The 21580-nt window shown below is 70.9% G+C and carries 20 protein-coding genes and 1 pseudogene; 8 read left to right on the plus strand and 13 right to left on the minus strand.

What is annotated here, in order from left to right; translation table 11 throughout:
* The 3 genes and pseudogenes from D7X96_RS41260 to D7X96_RS33825 all read left to right on the plus strand — a co-directional run.
* Positions 1-693 (plus strand): annotated as a pseudogene (locus tag D7X96_RS41260) (VIT domain-containing protein); the annotation flags it as partial.
* 54 nt (positions 694-747) lie between these two features.
* On the plus strand, positions 748-1881 hold the full coding sequence (locus tag D7X96_RS33820) for a hypothetical protein (RefSeq protein WP_121771606.1): 1134 nt from the start codon (positions 748-750) through the stop codon (positions 1879-1881).
* Between the two features lie 43 nt (positions 1882-1924).
* Positions 1925-2563 (plus strand): LURP-one-related family protein, encoded by a 639-nt coding sequence (locus D7X96_RS33825; protein WP_120551858.1) that lies wholly within the window; start codon positions 1925-1927, stop codon positions 2561-2563.
* A gap of 3 nt (positions 2564-2566) precedes the next feature.
* Here D7X96_RS33825 and D7X96_RS33830 read toward each other — a convergent pair whose 3' ends face one another.
* Both D7X96_RS33830 and D7X96_RS33835 read right to left on the minus strand, forming a co-directional pair.
* Positions 2567-2860, minus strand: coding sequence for a YkvA family protein (locus D7X96_RS33830; RefSeq protein WP_233610207.1), 294 nt, complete (start codon positions 2858-2860; stop codon positions 2567-2569).
* A 93-nt stretch (positions 2861-2953) separates the two neighbouring features.
* Complete coding sequence (locus tag D7X96_RS33835; protein WP_121725080.1) at positions 2954-4009, minus strand: ABC transporter ATP-binding protein; 1056 nt, start codon at positions 4007-4009, stop codon at positions 2954-2956.
* A gap of 147 nt (positions 4010-4156) precedes the next feature.
* Between D7X96_RS33835 and D7X96_RS33840 the strand changes: the two genes are divergently transcribed.
* Complete coding sequence (locus D7X96_RS33840) at positions 4157-4792, plus strand: nuclear transport factor 2 family protein (protein ID WP_121725081.1); 636 nt, start codon at positions 4157-4159, stop codon at positions 4790-4792.
* A gap of 66 nt (positions 4793-4858) precedes the next feature.
* On the opposite strand, the gene gyrA is transcribed toward D7X96_RS33840, so the two are convergent.
* The 3 genes from gyrA to D7X96_RS33855 all read right to left on the minus strand — a co-directional run bounded on the left by gyrA (position 4859) and on the right by D7X96_RS33855 (position 9516).
* Positions 4859-7669, minus strand: coding sequence for a DNA gyrase subunit A (gyrA, locus tag D7X96_RS33845; RefSeq protein ID WP_120551854.1), 2811 nt, complete (start codon positions 7667-7669; stop codon positions 4859-4861).
* A gap of 203 nt (positions 7670-7872) precedes the next feature.
* Positions 7873-8607 (minus strand): tetratricopeptide repeat protein, encoded by a 735-nt coding sequence (locus tag D7X96_RS33850; protein WP_121771607.1) that lies wholly within the window; start codon positions 8605-8607, stop codon positions 7873-7875.
* Positions 8608-8667: 60 nt separating this feature from the next.
* Positions 8668-9516: a class I SAM-dependent methyltransferase gene (locus D7X96_RS33855; RefSeq protein WP_158616300.1), complete on the minus strand. Its 849-nt coding sequence runs from the start codon at positions 9514-9516 to the stop codon at positions 8668-8670.
* A 274-nt stretch (positions 9517-9790) separates the two neighbouring features.
* Here D7X96_RS33855 and D7X96_RS33860 point away from each other — a divergent pair, with 274 nt between their 5' ends.
* Entirely contained in the window at positions 9791-11137 is a 1347-nt protein-coding gene (locus tag D7X96_RS33860; RefSeq protein WP_199747117.1) for a M24 family metallopeptidase, read from the plus strand.
* A 147-nt stretch (positions 11138-11284) separates the two neighbouring features.
* Positions 11285-11644 (plus strand): response regulator, encoded by a 360-nt coding sequence (locus D7X96_RS33865; protein WP_121724339.1) that lies wholly within the window; start codon positions 11285-11287, stop codon positions 11642-11644.
* 8 nt (positions 11645-11652) lie between these two features.
* On the opposite strand, the gene D7X96_RS33870 is transcribed toward D7X96_RS33865, so the two are convergent.
* Positions 11653-12855, minus strand: a complete 1203-nt coding sequence (locus D7X96_RS33870) for a tetratricopeptide repeat protein (protein ID WP_244219817.1) — start codon at positions 12853-12855, stop codon at positions 11653-11655.
* Positions 12856-13023: 168 nt separating this feature from the next.
* On the opposite strand from D7X96_RS33870, the gene D7X96_RS33875 reads away from it, so the two are divergent.
* Positions 13024-13758 (plus strand): endonuclease/exonuclease/phosphatase family protein, encoded by a 735-nt coding sequence (locus D7X96_RS33875; RefSeq protein WP_158626665.1) that lies wholly within the window; start codon positions 13024-13026, stop codon positions 13756-13758.
* Here the strand turns inward: D7X96_RS33875 and D7X96_RS33880 are convergent, their stop codons facing one another.
* Genes D7X96_RS33880 through D7X96_RS33910 form a run of 7 tightly spaced genes read right to left on the minus strand, consistent with a single transcriptional unit; the run spans position 13759 to position 20133 of the window.
* Positions 13759-14562, minus strand: coding sequence for an acyl-CoA thioesterase (locus tag D7X96_RS33880; RefSeq protein WP_120551860.1), 804 nt, complete (start codon positions 14560-14562; stop codon positions 13759-13761).
* A 50-nt stretch (positions 14563-14612) separates the two neighbouring features.
* A complete protein-coding gene (locus D7X96_RS41265) occupies positions 14613-15803 on the minus strand; it encodes a hypothetical protein (protein ID WP_244219818.1) in 1191 nt (396 codons plus the stop codon).
* A 14-nt stretch (positions 15804-15817) separates the two neighbouring features.
* Entirely contained in the window at positions 15818-17413 is a 1596-nt protein-coding gene (locus D7X96_RS33890; protein WP_121771609.1) for a TIM44-like domain-containing protein, read from the minus strand.
* The gene (locus tag D7X96_RS33895; protein ID WP_121771610.1) at positions 17410-18039 is read right to left on the minus strand and encodes a hypothetical protein; all 630 of its coding nucleotides are present in this window, start codon (positions 18037-18039) and stop codon (positions 17410-17412) included. Before D7X96_RS33895 ends, D7X96_RS33890 begins: the two co-directional genes overlap by 4 nt.
* A 38-nt stretch (positions 18040-18077) precedes the next feature.
* The gene (locus D7X96_RS33900) at positions 18078-18758 is read right to left on the minus strand and encodes a uracil-DNA glycosylase (RefSeq protein ID WP_120551847.1); all 681 of its coding nucleotides are present in this window, start codon (positions 18756-18758) and stop codon (positions 18078-18080) included.
* Between the two features lie 59 nt (positions 18759-18817).
* Positions 18818-19384: a hypothetical protein gene (locus D7X96_RS33905; RefSeq protein ID WP_120551846.1), complete on the minus strand. Its 567-nt coding sequence runs from the start codon at positions 19382-19384 to the stop codon at positions 18818-18820.
* On the minus strand, positions 19381-20133 hold the full coding sequence (locus D7X96_RS33910; protein WP_121771611.1) for a hypothetical protein: 753 nt from the start codon (positions 20131-20133) through the stop codon (positions 19381-19383). Before D7X96_RS33910 ends, D7X96_RS33905 begins: the two co-directional genes overlap by 4 nt.
* A 141-nt stretch (positions 20134-20274) precedes the next feature.
* Here D7X96_RS33910 and D7X96_RS33915 point away from each other — a divergent pair.
* Positions 20275-21580: TadA family conjugal transfer-associated ATPase (locus tag D7X96_RS33915; protein ID WP_244219819.1), on the plus strand; the 1306-nt coding region annotated here is incomplete at its 3' end.

A 21580-nucleotide genomic window follows, 5' to 3' on the forward strand; every position in this document is an offset into this window, starting at 1 on the left:
GCCCCCGCCTTCGCCCCCCCGCTGGAGGCGGAGCCCACCACGGGATCCTCCTTCCACGCGTTCGCGGATGGCGCCGGGCCCATGGGAGGCAGTGCCGAGCACGTGGAGCGCAGGGAGCAGGAGTCCGCGAGGAACACGAAGGGCGGACTCTTCGAGCGGCTGAAGTCCGCGTCGAAGCTGTTCACGGCCGCCGAGCTGGAGGCCCGGCCCTCCGCGCAGGGTGCTCCGCGCGGCCGGAAGGACAAGGCGGAGGTGCTCTACGAGCAGGAGGAGATCCAGCCGCTGTCCGTGGCGGAGGGGCCCCTCGCCACCGAGGACGTGGGGAGCCTCCTGGGCCGGCAGCTCGCGAACGGGCTGTGGGCCGGCACGGGTGAAGGGCCGGAGCCGGTGCGCCAGGCCCGCGCCACCGCGCGGGTGCTGCTGGTGCTCCTGCGCGAGGGCATCACCAGCAGCCACCCGCTGCACGGCGCGCAGGTGAAGAAGGCCGTGGACGCGCTGCTCGCGCTGGCCACGCAGCTGGGCCAGGCGCCGGACGTGGCGGAGCTGGCGCTGGGCGTGGCGTGGCTGGTGGCCGCGGGTCCGCGCACGCGGGGCCGCATCGAGCAGGCCGCGAAGCCCCTTCCGGGCCTGGACGGGCGGCTGGGTGACACGGCCGCGCTCCGCCAGCACCTGGAGACGCTGGTGACGCGGTAGGCCGTCCCCGCGCCTCCCGTCTTTTCCCGGGGGTCGGCTAGGGTGGACGGCCGCATGGTCCTCGCGCCCTTCATCCTGGCCGTCCTCGTCGCAGCGCAGCCCGGTCCTTCACCGCAGGGAGGCTCCGCGCCTCCCGGCGCCATGTCCGCTCCGCCGCTCGTGGCGGGTGAGGAGGCCTGCGCGGCGGACTCCGACTACGCGGCGGGCTTCGACGCGCTGGTGCATGGCCAGGACGCCCAGGCGCTGGAGTTGCTGGAGCGGGTGATGCTGGTGTGCCCCGGTCATCCGTACGCGCCGGAGCTGGCGCGGCTGGCGCGGACGCGGCTGGAGCCGGGCGCGCGGCTGGCGCAGGACACGCTGGCGCGGCCGGTGGTGGCGGAGCCAGGGGTGATTCCGAAGGAGCCACCGTCGCAGGGGGCCCGGGCGTCGTTGACCGTCGTGCAGACGCTGCACGGCATCACCCAGGGCGCCATGCTGTGCTCCATCTCCAACTGCCAGGACGGGCGCGCGTTCGTGGCGGTGTCGCTCCTGGGCGGCGGCGCGGGGGCGGCGATTTCGATGCTCGCCACCCGGGGCGGGCTGACGCAGGGCCAGGCGGCGGCCATCAACTCCGGCACGCTGTGGGGCTTCGGTTACGGCCTGGCATCCGGGAGCTCCTTCGACCTGGACGGAGACAGCTCCACGGGGGCGGTGATGGCGGGGGCGCTGGGCTTCACGGGCCTGGGCATCCTGGTGGCGGAGTTCGCGCGGCCCACCGCGGGCCAGGTGTCGCTGACGAACTCCGGCGGCCTGTGGGCGGGCGTGGTGGCGGGGCTGCTGCTGGCCACCCAGAGCGGTGAGACGCGCGACTTCGTCGCCCTCGAGCAGGGCGTGGTGGGCGCGGGCCTGGTCACCTTCGCGCTGGTGTCACGCAATCTGGACATCTCCCAGGGGCGGGTGCTGCTCATCGACGCGGGCGGCATCCTGGGCGGACTGGTGGGCTTGAGCGCGCTGTTCCTGGCGCTGGACAACGACCACGGGGACGCGCTGCTGGTGGGCACCGCCGCGGGCGTGGTGGCCGGCCTGGGGACCGCGACGCTCCTCACGCGCGACTTCGACGCGCCAGATGACGTCCCGGCCGTCTCCATCTTCCCGGCGGCCATGGGGCGCCATGGGGGGATGGGGCTCGCGGTGCTGGGACAGTTCTAGACCGCGGCCGCTGTTCCCCTTTCAGCCTTCCCCGGAGCCTCCCATGCCCGTCGAGTCCCAGGCGCTGACCCTCTTGCGTGATGAGCGCACGCTGCGCGTGCGGCAGGTGAAGGAGTGGGGCGAAATCCTCACCGGCTTCGAGGGCCGCAACCGCTACGAGGTGGTGGGCGACGACGGCGGTCCGCTCTTCTTCGCGGGCGAGGTGGGCAGCGGGCTGGGCCTGTTCCTCCTGCGCGGCTTCCTCAAGGCGAAGCGGCCCTTCACCATGGAGCTCAAGTCCGCGAGCGGGGAGACGCTCTTGCGGCTGCGCCGCCCGTGGCGCTTCTGGCTGTCCCGGCTGGAGGTGGAGGACGGCGAGGGGCGCCACCTGGGCGCCATCCAGCAGCGCTTCCGCTTCTTCACCCGCGCCTACGAGGTGCTGGGGCCCGGCGGTGAGGAGCTGGCCCGGTTGAACGGGCCGTTCTTCCGGCCGTGGACGTTCAACGTGGAGCAGCAGGGGCGCGAGGTGGGCACCATCGCGAAGAAGTGGAGCGGGTTCGGCAAGGAGCTGTTCACGGACGCCGACAACTTCGGCGTCCGGTTCGACGGCCTGCGCGACCCGCTGGTGCGCACGCTGGTGGTGGCCGCGACGTTCCTCATCGACTTCGTGCACTTCGAGGACCGCCGCGGCGGCAACGACTGACGGCTAGGAGTGCCGGCGCAGCGTGGGCACGCGCGCGCGGCCCTCCTCGTCACGCGGGAGGCCGTCGAGCGCCGGCTCCCCGGCCACCGCGGCGGGGCGCCAGCGCTGGACCTCACGCACCATGAAGAAGGCGGCGGCGGACAGCACGCCCAGGTCGTCCAGCCAGCCCACCACGGGGATGAAGTCTGGAATCGCGTCCACGGGCGACACGAAGTACAGGACGGCCAGCAGCCCGGCCAGCTTGCGCCACGTCGCCACCCTGGGGTCGCGGACGTAGTGGAAGAAGCGGGTTCCCATTCCTCGAAGGCCTGCGATGTTCATACCCCTCCCTACGCATGGGGGACGCGGCTGATTGCACCATCCGTGCCGCGCGACTGCACGCCTGGTGGGCTAGCGGGCCTGGCCGGATGTCTCCTCCAGCACGTCCGCGCGGCCCGCGACCTCCAGGCGGGCGCGGCCACCTTCGCGAAAAGGGGCGGAAGCGGCGGTGCGCACCACCAGCGCCATGCCCGCGCAGGACACGGTGAAGTCCACGTGCGCGCCCCGGAAGGCCCGCTCCAGAATCTCCGCTCGCAGCGCGCCGCCCACCGCGACGCCGTCCGTGTCGGGGACGAGCCGCAGCGCTTCCGGGCGAAGGGAGAGCATCACCTCGCCGCGCGCCTCCGTGCTCAGCGGCAGGTTGCCCAGGGCCGTGCGCGCGACGCGGCCAAAGCCGGAGCCGGGCAGCAGGTTGGTGCCGCCCAGGAAGTACGCGGCGAAGGCGGTGCGCGGCGCTTCGTAGACGGACTCGGGGGTGCCCTGCTGCTCCACCGTGCCCCCGCGCAACAGCACCAGCCGGTCCGCGAAGGCCAGCGCGTCCGCCACGTCGTGCGTGGCGAAGAGCACCGCGGCGCCTCGGGCCTTGAGCACGCGGCGCAGCTCCCCGAGCACGGTGGCGCGCAGGCCCGCGTCCATGCCGGCGAAGGGCTCATCCAGCACCAGCAGCTTCGTGCCGGAGGCCAGCGCGCGGGCCAGCAGCACGCGCTGCCGCTGTCCCCGTGAGAGCGTGCCGCAGACCCGCGCCTCCAGGTCTTCCAGCTGGAACAGCGCCAGCAGGCCGCGCGCGTGCGCCAGGCCTTCGCCCTGGGGCTGCACGCCCATCACCACGTCGCGCACGGTGAGGCCGGACTCGAGCTCCGCGTCGTGGAGGACGCGGCGCAGGGGGCGCTGCTCCGGGGGCACGAACGTGTCCGGCCCGGCGACCACCCGGCCCGCGAGCGTGAGGGTGCCGGACGTCGGCTGCTCCAGGCCCGCCACAAGCCGCAGCAGCGCCGTCTTGCCAGAGCCGCTGGTGCCCATCAGCGCCACCACGTCCCCCGGCTCCAGCGTCAGGGACACGTCCCGCACCGCCGGGGCGGCCGCGCCGAGGAACTTCAGGGTGAGGGCATCGAGCGAGAGGAAGGCCATGACGCGGGCACACTACGGTGCGGCCCCGGCCAGGCCAAGCACCGGCTCCCGTCCGATGGAGACTCCAGGACGCCCGATGCGGCTGCGGCGCTTCCCGCCGCGAGGCTAGGCTCCCGCGCCGTCATTCCCCCACTTCCGGGAGTCCCCATGTCGCGCCTGCTCGTCGCTTGTGCCGTCCTGCTGGGAACCGCGTCCTTCGCCCAGGCCCCTGCCGCGCCTCCGCCGCAGCCCAAGGCCCCAGCCGCCGCCCCCGCTGCTCCGGAGAAGCCGAACCCGCTGAAGGCCGCCGCGGACCGGACGCAGGCCGCGCTCGCCGCGCTGCCCAAGCCGAAGCCCGAGGACGTGAAGTCCCAGGACGCCATCCTCAAGGCCCTCTACGACGTCATCAGCGGACCGGCGGGCGCGCCTCGCGACTGGCAGCGCTTCCGCTCCCTCTTCTATCCGGGCGCCCAGCTCATCCCGCTGGTGAAGCCGCCGGGCGCGACCACCCTCGCGGCCCGCCCCATCACCCCGGAGGACTACGTGACGTGGGGCAAGGAAGGCACCGCGACGCACGGCTTCTTCGAGAAGGAGATTGCGCGCCAGACGCACGCCTTCGGAGGCCTGGTGCAGGTCATGAGCACCTATGAGGCGCGCGGCACGCAGGACGGGCCGCTCATCGCCAAGGGCGTCAACAGCATCCAGCTCTTCAACGACGGCCAGCGCTGGTGGGTCATGAACATCTTCTGGATCGACGAGAAGACCGCCGGCCTCACCGTGCCCAAGGACCTCACCCAGAAGTAGTCCTCGCGCACAAACGAAGAGGGCCGGGTCACCGACCCGGCCCTCCCGTGTTTCCAGCGCCTGGGCTCAGCCTTCCGAGCCGGGCTCACCTTCGGAACCGGCCGGAGCAGCGCCCGCGTCCTCCGCCGGAGCCGCCTCCGTGGAAGCAGCCTCCACCGGCGCGGCCTCGGCCTCGGCACCCTCCACCGGCGTCGTGGTCTCCGTCTCCTCCTCGGACTCCTCGCCCTCGGGCAGCTTGGAGATGGCCATCACCTTCTCCTCGCCGTTCTCCAGCGCGATGAGGCGCACGCCCTGCGTGTTGCGGCCGATGACGGAGATCTCCTTCACCTTCATGCGGATGAGCATGCCGCCGTTGGTGACGAGCATCACCTCGTCGCTGTCCTTCACCTGCACCACGCCCACCACGCGGCCGTTCCGCTCGGTGGTCTTGATGTCGATGATGCCCTTGCCGCCACGGCCCTGCTGCCGGTACTCGCCGCCCTGCGTGCGCTTGCCGTAGCCGTTCTCCGTCACGGTGAGGATGGCGCTGCCCTGCTCCGCCGTCTCCTGGCCCTCCTCCGGCTCCTTGTCCAGGAGGTCCGCGCCCACCACCTCGTCGCCGTCCTCCAGCGTGATGCCCTTCACGCCGTAGGCCTGACGGCCCATGGAGCGCACGTCCTCTTCCTTGAAGCGGATGCTCATGCCCGTGGCCGTGGACAGGAGGATGTCCTTGGTGCCGTCGGTGATCATGACGCCCACCAGCTCGTCGCCCTCGTCGATGCCCAGCGCGATGATGCCGCTGGCGCGGACGCTTTCGAACGCGCTCAGGTCCGTGCGCTTCACCACGCCCTTCTTCGTGACGAAGAAGACGTAGCGGTTCTCCGGGAAGTCGCGCGTCACCAGCACCTGCGCCAGCCGCTCCCCTTCCCCGAACTGCACCAGGTTCACGATGGCCTTGCCGCGCGACGTGCGGCTGCCCTGCGGAATCTGGTGCACCTTCAGCGAGTACAGCTTGCCCTTGGTGGTGATGGGCATGAGGTACGCGTGCGTGCTGGCCACGAACACCTTGGTGACGAAGTCGTCCTCCTTCGTCCCCGCGCCCGTCTTGCCGCGCCCGCCGCGCTTCTGCGCCCGGTACTCCGACAGGGGCGAGCGCTTCACGTAGCCCGTGTGCGACAGCGTGACCACCATCGTCTCTTCGGCGATGAGGTCCTCGCTGGTGATTTCATCCACCGCGCCGGTGATCTCCGTGCGGCGCTTGTCGCCGTAGCGCTCGCGGATCTCCATCAGCTCCGCCTTGATGACGGAGAGCAGGCTCTTCTCGTTGGCGAGGATGTCGCGCAGGCGCGCGATGTCGCGCACCAGGCCGATGAGCTCCTTGAAGAGCTCCTCGCGCTGCAGGCCGGTGAGGCGCTGCAGGCGCATCTCCAGGATGTTCTGCGCCTGGTCCTCGCTGAAGCCCGCGCCCTCGTACTTGTGCTCGAGGCCGCCGTAGGCCGGCTCCTCGTTGCGCGCGCGGCTGACCAGCAGCTCCATCTGCGCCTTGGCCTTCGCGTAGTCGATGCGCTCCAGGTTCTGGAAGCGCTCGCGCGTGTACAGCTCCGGCGACAGGATGTGCATCAGGCCCCAGCGCGCTTCATCCGGGTCGCGGGACGCGCGGATGAGGCTGACCACCAGGTCGATGAGGTCCTGCGCGACGAGCAGGCCTTCCACGATGTGCATGCGCGCCAGCGCCTTGCGCAGCTCGTAGCGCGAGCGGCGCGTCACCACGTCGCGGCGGTGCGCGATGAAGCGGTCCAGCAGCTCCTTCAGGTTGAGCGTGCGCGGCTGCCCGCCGTCGATGGCCAGCATCACCGCGCCGAACGTCGTCTCCATCTGCGTCATGGAGAAGAGGTTGTTGAGCACCACCTGGGAGATGGCGTCGCGCTTGAGCTCGATGACGATGCGCATGCCCTGACGGTCGCTCTCGTCACGGATGTCGCTGATGCCCTCCAGCTTCTTCTCGCGCACCAGCTCGGCGATCTTCTCAATCAGCCGGGCCTTGTTCACCTGGTAGGGGATCTCCGTGACGATGATGGCCTCACGGTCGCCCTTCTTGTTCGTTTCAATCTCCGTGCGCGCACGGATGGTCATGGCCCCGCGGCCGGTCTCGTAGGCGCGGCGGATGCCCTCGCGGCCGGTGATGATGGCGGCGGTGGGGAAGTCCGGCCCTTCGATGAACTCCATCAGGTCCAGGACGGTGCAGCCCGGGTTCTCAATCAGGTGCAGCGTGCCGCTGATGACCTCCGTCATGTTGTGCGGCGGGATGTTGGTGGTCATGCCCACCGCGATGCCGCTGCTGCCGTTGACGAGGAGGTTGGGGAACTTGGCGGGCAGGACGAGCGGCTCTTCCAGCGAGTCGTCGTAGTTGGGACCGAAGTCGACGGTCTCCTTGTCGATGTCCGCGAGCAGGTCCTCCGCCAGCCGCTCCATGCGCACTTCCGTGTAACGCATGGCCGCCGGCGAGTCGCCGTCCACCGAGCCGAAGTTGCCCTGGCCGTCCACCAGCAGGTAGCGGAGGCTCCACTCCTGGGCCAGGCGCACCATGGCGTCGTAGACGGAGGAGTCGCCGTGCGGGTGGTACTTACCGATGACGTCACCCACCACGCGCGCGCTCTTCTTGTAGGCGCGGTTGTGGAGGTTGCCCAGGTCGTTCATCGCGAAGAGGACGCGACGATGCACGGGCTTCAGGCCGTCGCGCACGTCGGGCAGCGCGCGGCCGATGATGACGGACATCGAGTAGTCGAGATACGAGCGGCGCATCTCGTCTTCGATGTTGATGGGAATGAGCTCCCCGGCGCCGCTCGACGGAGGGGGCGCGGGGGGCGTTGCCGGCGTGTCGGTGGTGTCGTCAGCCATGGGCTCTGGAAGGTGCGGACGGGCCCCGCGCGAGGGGGGCTCCGCCCGATGGAAGAGTGTTCGTAACCCCCGGATTTCCCTCAGTCAACAAGGGAAACAGGGGGATTCGCCACGGCTGCCCGCCCGCCCGGTTCCGGGGGTCGGAGAGGGCCTTTCCGGGGCACCCGGATGGAACAAACGGGCGGTGCGTTTTCAGCCCGTTTTCAACCCTTCGGACGCAGGCTCGCGGCCAGCCTTTCGGCCTCCGCTCCCACACCGCCCTCGGGGTCCTTGGACTTCGCGGTTTCGAACGCCGCGAGCGCCCCTTCGCGGTCGCCGCGCAGCTTCAGCGCCACGCCCACGTTGAGGTGCGCGCTGGCGTTGTCGCGGTCCATGGCCAGGGCCTCGCGGAACAGCGTGAGCGCCTGGTCCACGTCACCCGACAGGAGCGCCTCGCGGCCCGCCTGGACGCGCTTGTCCGCGTCGTTGACCAGCTCCACCTCGAACACGCTCTTGCCCACGACGTTGGCCACGAGCACGCGCAGGATGCCGCCCCAGTAGAAGGACAGGCCCTCTGCCGCGACGACGGCGGCCAGGGGCAGGTCGGGCAGCAGCTGCTTGCCCCGGAACTTGAAGCGGACCTTGGTGTAGCGGCCCTTGTTGGTCCAGTGGACCAGCTCGCCGCGCAGCTTCTTGAAGCCGGCCTCCAGCTGGGCCGGGTCGATTTCGAAGGGCAGCACGCGGCCCTGGGGTTCGCCCGCGGGCAGGCGCTTGGGCGCGGCGGGCTCGGGGCTGGAGTCGAAGACGGGCTCGGCCTCCAGCACGGGGGGCTTCGGGGAGGAGGCGGAGGCGCGGCGGGGCTCCACCTTCTCCACCTTCGCCTTCACCGGCCGGGCCGGTGCCTTCGCGGGCTGCTTCTTCGCCTTCGCGGGGGACTTGCGGGATGCCGTCTTTGCCATGAGGCCACTCTAAGCGACCCACTCCCCCGCCGCTCGTGAAGTCGTGCGAAGCAGTCCGCGTCAGACGGGCCCTGGACGGTGGCCCCAGACGCCCACCATGAGGCTGGGGACCAGCACGCCCTGGCTCGCGCGCAGCTCGGCGGTGAGGCGGGCGGCCAGCGTGTCGATGTCCACCTCCATGGCCAGGGCCACGCCCAGCCGCTCCATGTGGGGCAAGAGCGTGCGCACGGTCTCCACCAGGGCGTGCGTCGTCTCCGCGTCCGGCGTCACGCCCAGCCGTCCGCCCACCACGCCGTCATCCACCACCAGGCCGGCCCTGCGCAGCGTGGACACCAGCTCCAGGCCCATGTGGACCTTGATGCCCGTGCGCTCGCAGGTGGGCAGCATCCAGCTCCAGACGCGGTTGAACAGCGGCAGCTTCGGGTGCGCCAGGCCCATGGCGGCCAGCTCCAGTTCGTGCACGGCCATCACGCCGCCGGGGCGCAGGTGCTCCGCCATGCGGCGGACGAACGACACGGGGTCTGGCTGGAACATCAGCACCAGCCGGCCGACGATGGCGTCGAAGGGGGCGCCGGCGGGCAGGGCCTCCAGGCTGCTCTGCAGGAAGCGCACGTGGGAGAGGTTCCGCGCCTCCGCGCGCTGCCGGGCGCGGGCAAGGAAGCGGGCCTCGCGGTCCACGCCCACGACCTCCCCGGAGGGCCCCACCAGCTCCGCGGCGAGGAAGGACACGTCCCCGGCGCCGCAGCCCACGTCCAGCACGCGCATGCCGGGCTTGAGGCCGGCCGAGCGCAGCACGCCTTCCGTCAGCGGCGCGTACACCTGGGCCTGGAGCAGGATCCGTCGCAGCTCCCGGTCTTCGTTGCCATGGACGTACTCCGCGGCGGCGGCATTGGGTTCTTCGACACGCATGTGCGACTCCGGGGTTGGAGACGACGCGCACGCTCGCAAGCCCTGGCGTCCTCCGCGCCCACCCGGCGGTCCCGGCGCAATGACAGACAGCCACCCACGCCCGCGACCCGGGGGCAGGGCCGCGTCCATCGCCGGACAGGCCTACGTCCCGGCCATGGCTCTTGATTCCGGGACTACCCTGCGAAGCGCACGCGCAAGGCACGGCGCGTGGGTTGTCGCGCGGCGCGGCCATGAAACAATCCGCGCGCCTCCCACCCGAAGGAACGTCTTGCCCATGACGACGCGCGTCCGGCCCGTGCTCCTCTCCGCCCTCCTGTTCGCCTCCTTTGCCCACGCGGCGCCCGCCGTGCCCGCCGCGGAAGGCGCGTGGCCGCGCGTGCGCAAGGAGCGCATCCAGAAGCTGCTGCCGCAGGCCATGGCCCGCGCGGGCGTGGACGCGTGGGTGGTGCTCTGCCGCGAGAACGACAACGACCCGCTCGCCGCCCACGTCGGTGGGGAGAACGCGGGCGGCACCGCCGCGTTCCTGTTCCTGCGCGAGGGCAACTCGGTGCGCTCCACCGCGCTCTCCCCCGAGGGCGAGGCCACCGCGCTGAGGGACATGGCCGTGGTGGACGAGGTCGTGGCCTTCGAGCGCGGCGCGGACGTGCACGCGCTCGTCGCCGCGCGCCTGGCGAAGGCGAAGCCGGCGAAGGTGGCCATCAACTCGTCGGAGCGGATGTCCATCGCGGACGGATTGTCCGCCACGCAGCGCGCGAAGCTGGAGGCGGCGCTGTCCCCGGCGCTGCGCAAGAAGCTGGTGTCCTCCGAGGACCTGGTCTCCGAGTGGCTGTCCGTGAAGACGCCCGAGGAGGTGGACATCATGCGCAAGGCCGCGGACATCACCGCGAAGCTGGAGGAGGAGGCGTACCGCACCGTGGTGCCCGGCAAGACGCGGGACTCGGACGTGGCGCGCTTCCTCAAGAAGCGCATCGCGGAATTGGGCGTGGGCGACGGGTGGCAGCCGGACCAGAACCCCAACGTGAACAGCGGGCCCACGCGCGGGCACTCGAACGCCACCGACCGCGTCATCCAGCCGGGGGACTTCATCCAGACGGACTTCGGCATCCGCGTGGGCGGCACGTGGGTGACGGACATCCAGCGCTTCGCGTACGTGCTGGCGCCGGGGGAGAAGCAGCCGCCCGCGGAGGCGCTGGCGAAGTGGGAGAAGTCGAAGAAGGGCAGCCGCATCGCGCTCGCGGCGATGAAGCCCGGCGTGCGCGGCTACGACGTGGACAAGGCCCAGCGCGACTGGATGCGCGAAGCGGGCTCCGAGCCCGTGATGTGGGGCACCGGCCATCCCGTGGGCTACTGGGCCCATGACGCCGGCCCCGCCCTGTCCGGCGCCGCGTCCGGCAAGCCGCCCGCGGGCTCCGCGCTGCGCAAGCTCCAGCCCGGCCAGGTGTTCGCCTTCGACGGCTTCTACGCGTGGAAGGACGGCAGCAGCCCGGACGCGCTGCGCATCCTCTCCGTGGAGGAGATGGCCGTCGTGACGGAGACCGGCGCCGAGTACCTCAACCCACCCCAGGAGCAGCTCATCCTCATCCCGTCTCCGGCCACCGCCGCGGCGCCCGCGAAGCCCTGAGCCCCTGAGCGTTGTCCGCGCGCACACCCTCCGACGTGGGTGGACCCGACCCCGGCGACTTGTACCGTGGGGGTGTGGCGCGAGGGTGCATGGGCTCGGATACACTCGCGTGCATCGCCGCGCCGGTCAGGCGCTGGAGGGCCGCCCATGCCAACCGTGCTGGTCATCGACGATGACCTCTTCGTCCTCGCCACCGTGGGAGACACCCTGCGGGACGCGGGCTACACGGTGCTCACGGTGCAGTCGCCCGCGGAGGCGTTCCACCTGGACCTCTCCGGCATCGCCGCCATCCTGTGCGACTACAACATGCCGGACATGAACGGCTCCGACGTGCTCGTCGCCATGCGAGAGCTGCAGGAGTGCCGCGCGCCGTTCATCTTCCTCACCGGCCACTCGGAGCTGGACGACCTGCTGCCCGTGGCCATCCGCTACGGCGCGGAGCTGCTGCCCAAGCCGGTGGATCCAGCGGAGCTGACGCGGCTGCTGCAGAAGCAGCTCGCCGCCTGAGCAGTTCTTCAGTCCAGTTCGGAGAGCAGGGCCTGCGCGCGCTCGCGCCACTCGGGCTCCAGCGAGGGTTTTCGCAGCAGCACGGTCAGCCGCTCCTTCGCGGCGTCCCGCTCACCAAGTAGGGCCTCCATCCGCGCCAGCGCCAGCACGGGCTCCGGGCGGTGCGGCGCGCGGCGGTGGGCTTCCTCCAGCGGCGCGCGCGCCGGTGCCACGGCCTCCGGAGGGCCGGCCTCTCCCTGACGCAGGAGCAGCAGGCCCAGGCGCCACGCGGGCATCCAGTCGTCCGGTGACAGCCGCACGGCCTCGCGCCAGGCGGCGAGCGCGCGCTGCACGTCGGGTGGATCCACGGCCTCGAAGACGAGCGCCTCCACGGAGCGGCTGAGGCCGGTGGACAAGCCCCGCGCCTCCAGCTGGAGGCACAGCTCCAGGGCCTCCACGAAGCGCCGCTCCGTCACGCGCAGGCGGGCCAGGTGTCCCAACGCGGCCACGCCTTCAGGCTCCACGCGCACGCGAGCCTCCGCCGCGGACACCGCGCCGCGCACGTTGCCCCGAGCGAGCCGCACGTCCGACAGCGCCTTGAGCAGGCCCACGTCATCCGGCACCGCCTTCTGGCCCTGGCGCAGCAGGTCCTCCGCCGCCTCCAGTTCTCCGCCCGCCTCCAGGGCGCGAGCGAACACGAGGTAGCTGGGCGCGTGCCAGGGATCCAGGTGCAGTGACCGCTCCAGGTGCGCGAAGGCCTCCTCCATCCGGTCCAGCAGGAAGAGGGCGCGCGCGAGCTGGAAGTGATGCAGCGCCACGCGAGGCTCCAGCGCCACGGCCTTCGACAGGGCCGGCTGCGCGGCGGTCGCGTCGCCCTGCTCCATCCGGACGTAGCCCAGGCCGAAGTAGGCCTCGGTGGGGGGCTCCGGCTCCGCCAGGAGCGTCTGGTACAGGGCCAGGGCCTGGGGCCACTCACCGCGCCGCGTGTGCAGCGCCGCGGCCACCAGCCGGGTTTCCGGCTGCGTGTCCGCACCGGCGCGGGAGACGCCCAGGAGCAGGGACCCGGCGAGCGCATCCTCCCCGTCCACCAGGGCCAGCCGGGCCAGCGTGAGCAACGCGCGCCAGTCCAAGGCACTGCGCTCGCGCGCGAGCAGGGCCTCACGACGGGCCCCCTCCAGGTCACCCGCCTTGAACAGCGTTTCGTAGCGAGGAGCAGCGTTCAGGACGGACACTCCTTGCGGAAGATGCGCACCCTGCCGTCCGATGCATTCGAGGCCCGTCGCGTCTCGGGACGCCGTGGCCCTCAGCCTGGCAGACAGCCGGACAGGCTTCCGCTCCGGCTGCCGGACAGGTTTGTACAGGCTTGCCGGCGCACGGGACTACGTGGTCCCACTGAGTCCGTGCGACTCAAGGTCCTCACCCTGAACGTGGCCCACGGGGCGCCGTTCGCCGTGCCCATGCCCTTCCTGCGGCGGCGGTCCGCGCTGCTGGGCACGTTGAACCAGATGGCGGCGCTGCTCGCGCGTGAGGGCGCGGACGTGGTGGCGCTTCAGGAGGCGGACAGGTCCAGCCTCTTCAGTGGGGGCGTGGATCAGGTGGCCCACATCGCGGAGCAGGCGGGCTATCCGCACGTGCATCACGGCGTGCACTCCGGCGTCCCAGGTTTGTTCGCGCAGGGCACCGCGCTCTTGTGCCGGCATCCGCTGGAGTCATGCGATTCGGCGCACTTCGGCCGCGACCGGCGCGTGGACAAGGGCTACGTCGTCGCCACGCTCGCGGTGGGAAATGGGCTGGAGGTCGTGTCCCTGCACCTGGATCCGTTCTCCGCGGCGGTGCGGCGGCGTCAGGTGGATCAGCTCATCCAGGCCCTGCGTCAGCGGCCGGAGCGGCCTCGCGTGGTGATGGGCGACTTCAACGCGGAGGACGTGGGCGGACCCGTGGACCGGCTGTGCTCGGAGCTGGGACTGCACACGCCCGCGGATGGCGAACCCACGTATCCCATCCCGAACGCGCGTCAGCGCCTGGACCAGGTGCTGGGCTCCCACGCCCTGCGCTTCACCCGTTATGCGCGCCTGCCCGACGCCGTGTCCGACCACCACGCCGTGGTGGCCGAGCTGGTGTCCCGCGAGGACTGATCAGCCGAGCACGGCGACCAGCTGCCGGCACTGCGCGAGCAGCGTGCCGTCCTGCGCCCAGAGCAGCTGGGTCTCCTCCGTGTAGCCCTCCGCGGCCTGACGCGAGCGGCCCGTCCGCAGGTACTGCGCGTCCGGCGCGATGCCCGTCACCGGGAACGTCTGGAAGAACTGCACGCTGAAGTCCACGGACGCCGCCGCGCGGAAGCCGTCCATCCGAGACAGCACGGACGGCGGATACGCATCCATCAACCCCACGCACAACGCCGCGTCCAGCGCCGCGGGAACGCGAGGCCGCAGCCAGCCGCCCACCTCCGCCTCGGAAGCCCCCGAGTACGGCGGCGAGCCCACGCAGTAGCGGTACTCGAAGAAGCGGCAGAAGTCCGGCATGGGCGTGTCGTCGGGGATGGGCTCGAGCGTGCCGGGCGCGGGAACCTTCGGCATGACGAACTCCATGTACTCGGGCGCTCCGCCGCGAGCAGCGCCGAAGGTCGCCGTGGCGACGGCCACCACCGCGCCGCCGCTCTCCACCCGCGCGGTGGCGTGGGTGACGAGCTTGCCGGCGCGCTCGATGCGCGTGTGCAGATCCGCCACGCCCTCGGCCGCGGGCGAGCAGAAGTGCACGGTGAAGGAGCGCACGGGCCGCTTGGGGTCGTTGAGGTGGTGCTCCAGCGCGCGCAGCACCTGCCCCGCCACCACGCCGCCGTACGCGCCCCGCCCCTGATACCAGGCCGCCTCGTAGCGCGAGCGGTAGTGCCCGGGTTCCAGCGGTTCAACGAGGGTGGCGGCGAGGAAGGGCGCGGTCATGATGCAGCGCATCCTAGTGTCCCCGCCGTGGATGTCCCGGGGAGATGCGGCTACGGGCCGACGAGTTCACGCAGCGTGGAGCGCTGCTTGACGGGCACCCAGGAGAAGACGCGCTTGTTCAACCGGGGATAGGGGCTCCCGGGCTCCGAGATGAAGAGGGCGCTGAAGCTTCCGGAGCCGGGCCGCTTCTCGGTGGTGGAGACGAGCGTCTCCTGGCCCTTCCCGTCGCTGTCGGAGAAGACGACCGTGAAGTCCGCCTGCCCGGAAGGAGGCTCCAGTTCGCCCGTGTCAGTGGCCGGCTGATCCAACCGCGTGGGCACGATCCAGCGCATGGGCAGGTCCACCTCCAGCCGGTCCGGCGCGGTCCACCGCACGGAGGGAAGCGGCGTGTTCTTGCGGCTGGGTGGCTGGAACCACGTGGCCACGGTCTTGCCGTCAACGGTGCGGGCCACGCCCAGTTGCACCGGCCGGGGCGTGCCTTCCTTCCATTCGAGCCACCACAGCTCCAGGTGATCCGCGGCGAGGATGGCCTTCGCGCTGGCACCCACGGCCGGCACCGGCTGGTCGTCCTGGAGCGTCGCGAGGAGCGTCACCGTGTCGCCCTTGCGCAACCACTGTGCCTTCAGGTCCGCGTCCGCGGCGCCACTCCAGTTCTTCTGCCCCCAGCTCACCCAGACCGGCGCGGGCGGCGCCGGGTCCTTCGCACCGGAGGCGAGCATCGCGGCGGATCGGTTCGGGACCGGGTCCTCGGTCTGCGATTCGGAGTATTCGTAGGACGAGAACTCCATGCGCTGCGACACCAGGTCCATGCTCCGCGAGTGGTACCGGTCACCGGAGTTGACTCTCGTCAGCAGGGGCCCCTTCTTGTCGAACCGGAGGGACGCCCCGGCCACGAAGCCCGTCAGGCCATTGCCGCCGAGGTGCAGGGACGTCGCCTTCGGGGAAGGCGCGCTGGGGCACTGGACGGTCATGGGCCCCAGCCCCTCGCCACGCAGGGCGAAGCGCTCGCCGGTGGCCAGCCCCACCAGGATGACGGGCGTCGTGGTGCCGGGCCCCTCTGGGTCCTTGAAGTCGTAGCAGACGACGTCGTCCTCCCGGCCATCGCCGTCCAGGTCGAGCTGGAAGCGTTCGCGGACCTCCGGCTTCTCCGCCTTCACGCGCGCATCGAACCAGGCGGCGAAGGGCTGGGGCGTGGCCGTGACGAGGAGACCGAGCAGCGACAACACCTGAGGCGTGTGCATGAAGGGACCGGGGTTCAGCCCTGGTAGGACTCGTCCTGTTCGATGCGGCTGAGCACCCAGTCGAACTCGCCGGACGTCACGCGCGCCTGGCAGTGCGTGCAGTGGCCCGCCATGTTGATGGACAGCGGGGCGCCGCACGACGGGCACTGCTTCTGCGTGGAGGGCTTGCCCCGCACGCCCCGGCCCCGGATGAGCGTCCAGTATTCGCTGTACGCGCGCTCGCGGGAACGGCTGCCGCCCACGACCTGGCCGTCCTGGTCCCGCACCGTGTAGTCCAGGCTGGACGCGTACACGCGCAGGGTGACGGCGTCGTAGTACGCATCCCGCGTCACGCGCGCGAGCACCATGTTGGTGATGTGCGCGTTCTCCGTGATGTTGCGCAGGCCCGCCTGACGGTAGGCGTTGATCCAGTACAGCTGCGTCTGGAAGAGGTTGTCGCTGAGGAAGGGCCGCATGCCCTTCCACTCGCGCTGGGCCCACGCGGTCTGCATCTCGTGGAAGATGAACTCCAGGCGCTTGCGCAGGGCCAGCGGCGTCGCCTCCGGGTCGTCGTGCAGGAGCGCGTTCAACCGCTCCTGCGCGCGCGAGTCCTTCACGGTGGGCAGCTCCGTGCCCTGCTCCTCCGTGGTGCCGGTCAGCTGGGGCCCGCGCCGCTCGCGCTCCAGGGACGCCACGCGCGTCACCACCCAGTCGAACTCGCCGGTGTTCACCACCGTGTCGCAGTACGAGCACTTGTGACCGTGCACGGACTCCAGCGGCGCGCCGCAGTTCGGGCACTTGAACGCGCGCGCGTCCTCGGGGGACCGGGACTTCGCGGACGTGTCGCGCTCCAGCAGCCACTCCTCCGCGACGTACCAGCTCTGCTCGGAGTTGGAGAAGACCTCCGTGTAGTTGGCCTCGAAGCGCAGGACGACGCGCACGCGCCGGCTGTTCGCGCTCACGCCCTCCACGGACTCGTACGTCACCGCGCCCACGACCACGGCCTTCACCGCTTCCGGGGTGCCCAGTTCGTGGAGCGAGGCGATGGCGGCGTCGGACAGCCAGCCGCCCAGCGTGTCCAGCCGCCCTCCTCCGCGCGCCTCGTGCACGCGGGCGAAGAGCGAGTAGACGAAGTCCTCGAAGAGGACGATGGAGAACTCCGGATCCAACGGCTGCGTCGATCCGTCCGACCCCTTGGGCCCCACGCGCGCCAGGTGCGCGAGCTTCGTGCGCAGCGAGCCCTGGCGACGGGGCGGCGGGGGTGCGTGGTGCGCGGTGGTGCTCCAGTCGTTCCGTCCCCTGCTCGACTGCACGTTCATGAGGACGATGGCCACCACGCCCAGGACGACGATGAGCAGGCAGAGGCCGCCGAACGCCCCGCCCCCGCCCGAGGACGACGAACCACCGGAGCTGTAGCCGGAGCTGTAGGAGCGGCTGCCGGAGCTGTACGACGACCGGCTGCTCGACGAACTGCGGCTGCTCGACGAGCTGCGGCTGCTGGACGAGCTGCGGCTGGAGCCGCGATAGGTGCTGCCACCACCGGGGCGCGCGTCCGCGTCTGGGATCGCGGCGAGCCCCAGCCCGAGGAACAGCGCGACGGCGAGCAGGAGGACGGACGTGGAGCGCCTCACGCCACGGCTCCGGGCATGTCCGGCAGCTCGTTCACGTCATCCTCCAGGCGGGGCAGCACGCGCGACAGCGGCGCCTGGATGCGGCGCAGGGCCTGGAAGAAGGGCTCCGGCGCGGGGGACGCGGCGAGCGCGGCGGACAGCTGCGTGAGGGCCTCCTGCCACTCCGCGCCCATGAGCGAGGGGTCCACGCCGTAGTCGGTGACGACCTCCACGCGGCGCTCGAAGAGGGAGACGAACACCAGGATGCCGGTGCGGCGCGACGTGTGCGAAACGCCCAGCTCCGTGAAGGCGGCCTTCGCGGCGGTGCGCACGGAGTCCTCCTGGAGCTTGCGCGGGGTGAGCGCGCGGCGCAGCGACGGCAGCAGGCGGCCCCCCATCACGCCCGCGGCGTAGGACAGCAGCACCACGGGCGGGAAGGCGTAGAGGTGGACCTCCTGCGGGATGAACAGGAGGACCCCCAGGACGACGAAGGCGACGGCCGCGCCCAGCCGGGCATCGGTGTGGGCGTAGTCGCTGGAGGCGCGCCGGACGGCCACCACCACCTCCGCGGCGGTCTGGGACTCAATGGCCGCGACGGCTTCAGCGGCCTGGGTGCGTGCGGCTTCTTCGAGGAAGGAGGTGGCCATCGTGGGCGGGCACTATAGCCAACCCTCCGAGCACGCTCCTACGAGGGCAGCTCCCAGTCGATGGTGTGCTGGCCGTGCTTCTTCAGGGCGGCGTTGGTGGTGCTGTAGGGCTTGCTTCCGAAGAACCCCTTGCTGGCGGACAGCGGCGAGGGGTGCACGCCCTCCAGCACGACGTGGCGCTCGGTGTCGATGAGGGCCTTCTTCTTCTGCGCGGGCTTGCCCCAGAGCAGGAAGACGACGGGGTCCTCCTTGGCGCTGACGGCGCGGATGACGGCGTCGGTGAAGGGCTCCCAGCCGTGCTTCGCGTGGCTGTTGGGGGACGCCTGGCGCACGGTGAGCACGGTGTTGAGAAGGAACACGCCCTGCTTCGCCCACGGGATGAGCGAACCATCGCGAGGCTTCGGAGCACCCACGTCGGTGTGGAGTTCCTTGAACATGTTCACGAGCGAGGGCGGAGGCGGCACGCCGGGCTGGACGGAGAAGGCGAGGCCGTGGGCCTGACCCGGGCCGTGGTACGGGTCCTGGCCCAGCAGCAGCACGCGCACGTCCGCGTAGGGCGTGAGGCGGAACGCGGAGAACAGGTCCTCCTCCGACGGGAACACGGTGTGCTCCTGGCGCTCCTTGCGCAGGAACTTCTCCAGCTCCTTGAACGACGGAGCTTGGATGGCGTCCTGCAGCACTTCCTTCCAATCCTCGGGCAACCCATCCGCCAGGCTCATTCACGTCCCTCCGTGGGGGCAACACCCTAGACCAGGGCGCGCGTCCTGAGGCGGCCTGTTCAGGGAGCAGGGCTGCCAGCGTCCAACCATTGGGATGGAAACGAGGGCTGAGGCTCACCCCAGGAGGTGTCGCCCACGGGAATGGACGGGTCCGAAGGGCCGGGGGACACGCCTGCATCAGGGTTGCCAGACACGTTCGGCGCATCCGGCTCGCCATCGTGGTGCCGCCGCAGGATGCGTCCGTCCGACAGCCGGACCGCGTAGGTGGCGCCACCGTCAAGCAGCAGCCCTCCGGCTTCACAGGCGCGCGGGTCCAGGTCCATGCGAATGAAGACGAGGTCTCCTTCACGAAGAAGCTTGAAGCGGTGGGCTTCCCGCCGGCTCCAACAGGACTGTCCCTCGTGCTGACGGGGAAGGAAGTCATCGGCGGCCACGAGCAGGGCCCGGACGAGCTTCCCCTCCAGCGCGTACGGCTGTCCCGGAGCCCCGACGGGCACCGCCTCGCGCGCGAACATCTCCGGGAAGACGATGGAGCGGTCCTCCGACGCCAGCGAGTCGGATGGAGTCGCCTCGCGCCGCAAACATCCAACGCACAGGACCGCGCCCACGAACAGCAGCCGCTTCATGGTCCCGCCCCTCTCAGGCAGGGGCCCTGGAGTTTCTGGAGGGTGAAGTCCAATGCGTCCGCATCGTGCCATGTGACGCGCCCCGTCTGCTCGCATTGCCACCCCGCCGATGCGGTGCGTGTCCACTTCAGCAACTGGCCCGTGAGGGGAATGTATTGGTGGAAGCCGTCACACGACGCCGGCTCCATCGCGTTGGAGAAGAACGCGACAATGGAGAGCCTCACGCGTCCCCCTTTCGTTTCGGCCTCGAAGCCATGCACCCGGCCCTCGGAAACGATGAAGCGCAGGTCATTCGAGGACAGCGCACTGCCGTAGGGGTGGTTGTGGAGGGCGTAGATGTACCGGATGGAGTCAGCGGGATATCGCGCATCCGCGACCTTGGAGGGCAGGAGGCAACTCTTGCTCCGCTGAGCGGGATCGACCTTCGACTGGTCGGTGAGCCGGCTGACGGCGTACTGATGCTCCGGCGTGTAGTAGAGCCATGCGCAGTACTCGCTGGAGACACGCCAGTGGGTGCTGAAGCTGGGATGATCCGGGCGGCCCGCGCTGGCGTACGGCTTCGAGAGGATCTTCCCGCACGCGGCCAGCAGCGCATCCGAGGCCGAGTCGTACGGTCCCAGCAGGGGCCCTGGAATCTCCTCCAGGAATGGGGCCCCTGGCGCGGGCCGCACCAGGTCCGGGTCGAGCGCGGCGGAGGACGCGCAGCCTCCAAGCCAGGACACCAGGCAGCACCACCAGGGACCGCGCATGGGCCGCAACCCCTTCCTCGGGAGCAGGGGCGGAGGGCCCCCGTGGAAGCCATCGTGCCGGAACGCCGCACCGGAAAGCGAGCAGGCACTCAGGGCGGGAGCTTGGGGCCCGGGCCCGGGCGCGCTAGCCTCGCGTCCGCCATGACGATGTACACCGAGTCACTCCGCGCCTTCCTCAAGCCCGTCCTCCCCTACCTGGACGATGAGTCGGTGTCGGAAATCATGATCAACGGCCCCACCGACGTGTGGATTGAACGCAAGGGCCGGCTGATCAAGACGGATGCGTCCTTCTCCGACGAAGGCCTGCTGGGCGCCGCGCGCAACATGGCCCAGTTCGTGGGCCGCCCCCTTTCGGAAGAGCGCCCCCGCCTGGACGCGCGCCTCCCCGACGGCAGCCGCATCCACGTGGTGATTCCGCCCATCGCGCGCAACGGCACCACCATCTCCATCCGCAAGTTCTTCAAGGACAAGCTGACCATCGACTCGCTGTTGAAGTTCAAGTCGCTGACCCGGCCCATGGCGCGCCTCATCGAGGCCGGCATCGCCACCAAGCTCAACATGCTGGTGGCCGGCGGCACGGGCTCCGGAAAGACGACCCTGCTCAACATCGTCTCGTCCCTCATCCCGGACGAGGAGCGCATCCTCACCATCGAGGACTCCGCCGAGCTCCAGCTCAACCAGTCCCACATCGTGGCCTTCGAATCCCGCCCCGCCGACAAGTTCGGCAAGGGCGCCGTGGACATGGGAGACCTGCTGCACTCCGCGCTGCGTCTGCGCCCGGACCGCATCGTGGTGGGCGAGGTGCGCGGCGGCGAGGCCTTCCACCTCATGCAGGCCATGAACACAGGCCACGGCGGCTCGCTGGCCACCACGCACGCGAACACGCCCACGGACACGCTGCGCCGCATTGAATCCCTGTGCCTCATGTCGTCCGTGGAATTGCCCATGGTCGCCGTGCGCGCCCAGGTGGCCAGCGCCATCAACTTCGTCATCTGCTGCGAGCGCCTCCACGACGGCAGCCGCAAGACGATTGCCCTGTCGGAGGTGCTGCCCCTCACGGAGAAGGGCGAGTACCGCACCCAGGACATCTTCGTCTTCACGCCCGTCGCCAAGGACGAGCACGGCAACATCCTGGGCTACCACGCGCCCACGGGCATCATCCCCAACTTCATCCAGAAGGCGCGCGCGTACGGCTTCGAGGACCTGGACGACGCCTTCTTCGACCCGGCCACCTACGGCGTGCCGCCCCCGCCCAGCTTCCACGTGGGCGAGGCGTACGCCCTGCGCTGGGCCCCGTCGCTGAAGCACCGCGAGCAGGGGCTGCCGGACCCCGCGCACTTCAAGGAGGACTGGGCGAAGTTCGAACAGGTGCTGCGCAACGCGGCCCCGGACGGCCCCGTCTCCGGCCCCAAGCAACCCGCGCCCCCGTCCAAGCCCGCCGCCGCGC

It is taken from the genome of Corallococcus interemptor (genome assembly GCF_003668875.1).
In the GTDB taxonomy this organism is placed as follows: Bacteria; Myxococcota; Myxococcia; order Myxococcales; family Myxococcaceae; genus Corallococcus; species Corallococcus interemptor.

Bases quoted from the DNA above. Each gene is read 5' to 3' on its own strand.
- D7X96_RS33820 (WP_121771606.1), top strand. From the start codon at position 748: ATGGTCCTCGCGCCCTTCATCCTGGCCGTCCTCGTCGCAGCGCAGCCC.
- D7X96_RS33865 (WP_121724339.1), top strand. From the start codon at position 11,285: ATGCCAACCGTGCTGGTCATCGACGATGACCTCTTCGTCCTCGCCACC.
- D7X96_RS33910 (WP_121771611.1), bottom strand. From the start codon at position 20,133: ATGCGCGGTCCCTGGTGGTGCTGCCTGGTGTCCTGGCTTGGAGGCTGC.
- D7X96_RS41265 (WP_244219818.1), bottom strand. From the start codon at position 15,803: ATGCACACGCCTCAGGTGTTGTCGCTGCTCGGTCTCCTCGTCACGGCC.
- D7X96_RS33900 (WP_120551847.1), bottom strand. From the start codon at position 18,758: ATGAGCCTGGCGGATGGGTTGCCCGAGGATTGGAAGGAAGTGCTGCAG.
- gyrA (WP_120551854.1), bottom strand. From the start codon at position 7,669: ATGGCTGACGACACCACCGACACGCCGGCAACGCCCCCCGCGCCCCCT.
- D7X96_RS33860 (WP_199747117.1), top strand. From the start codon at position 9,791: ATGACGACGCGCGTCCGGCCCGTGCTCCTCTCCGCCCTCCTGTTCGCC.
- D7X96_RS33850 (WP_121771607.1), bottom strand. From the start codon at position 8,607: ATGGCAAAGACGGCATCCCGCAAGTCCCCCGCGAAGGCGAAGAAGCAG.
- D7X96_RS33880 (WP_120551860.1), bottom strand. From the start codon at position 14,562: ATGACCGCGCCCTTCCTCGCCGCCACCCTCGTTGAACCGCTGGAACCC.
- D7X96_RS33905 (WP_120551846.1), bottom strand. From the start codon at position 19,384: ATGAAGCGGCTGCTGTTCGTGGGCGCGGTCCTGTGCGTTGGATGTTTG.
- D7X96_RS33835 (WP_121725080.1), bottom strand. From the start codon at position 4,009: ATGGCCTTCCTCTCGCTCGATGCCCTCACCCTGAAGTTCCTCGGCGCG.
- D7X96_RS33825 (WP_120551858.1), top strand. From the start codon at position 1,925: ATGCCCGTCGAGTCCCAGGCGCTGACCCTCTTGCGTGATGAGCGCACG.
- D7X96_RS33840 (WP_121725081.1), top strand. From the start codon at position 4,157: ATGTCGCGCCTGCTCGTCGCTTGTGCCGTCCTGCTGGGAACCGCGTCC.
- D7X96_RS33855 (WP_158616300.1), bottom strand. From the start codon at position 9,516: ATGCGTGTCGAAGAACCCAATGCCGCCGCCGCGGAGTACGTCCATGGC.
- D7X96_RS33830 (WP_233610207.1), bottom strand. From the start codon at position 2,860: ATGGGAACCCGCTTCTTCCACTACGTCCGCGACCCCAGGGTGGCGACG.
- D7X96_RS33895 (WP_121771610.1), bottom strand. From the start codon at position 18,039: ATGGCCACCTCCTTCCTCGAAGAAGCCGCACGCACCCAGGCCGCTGAA.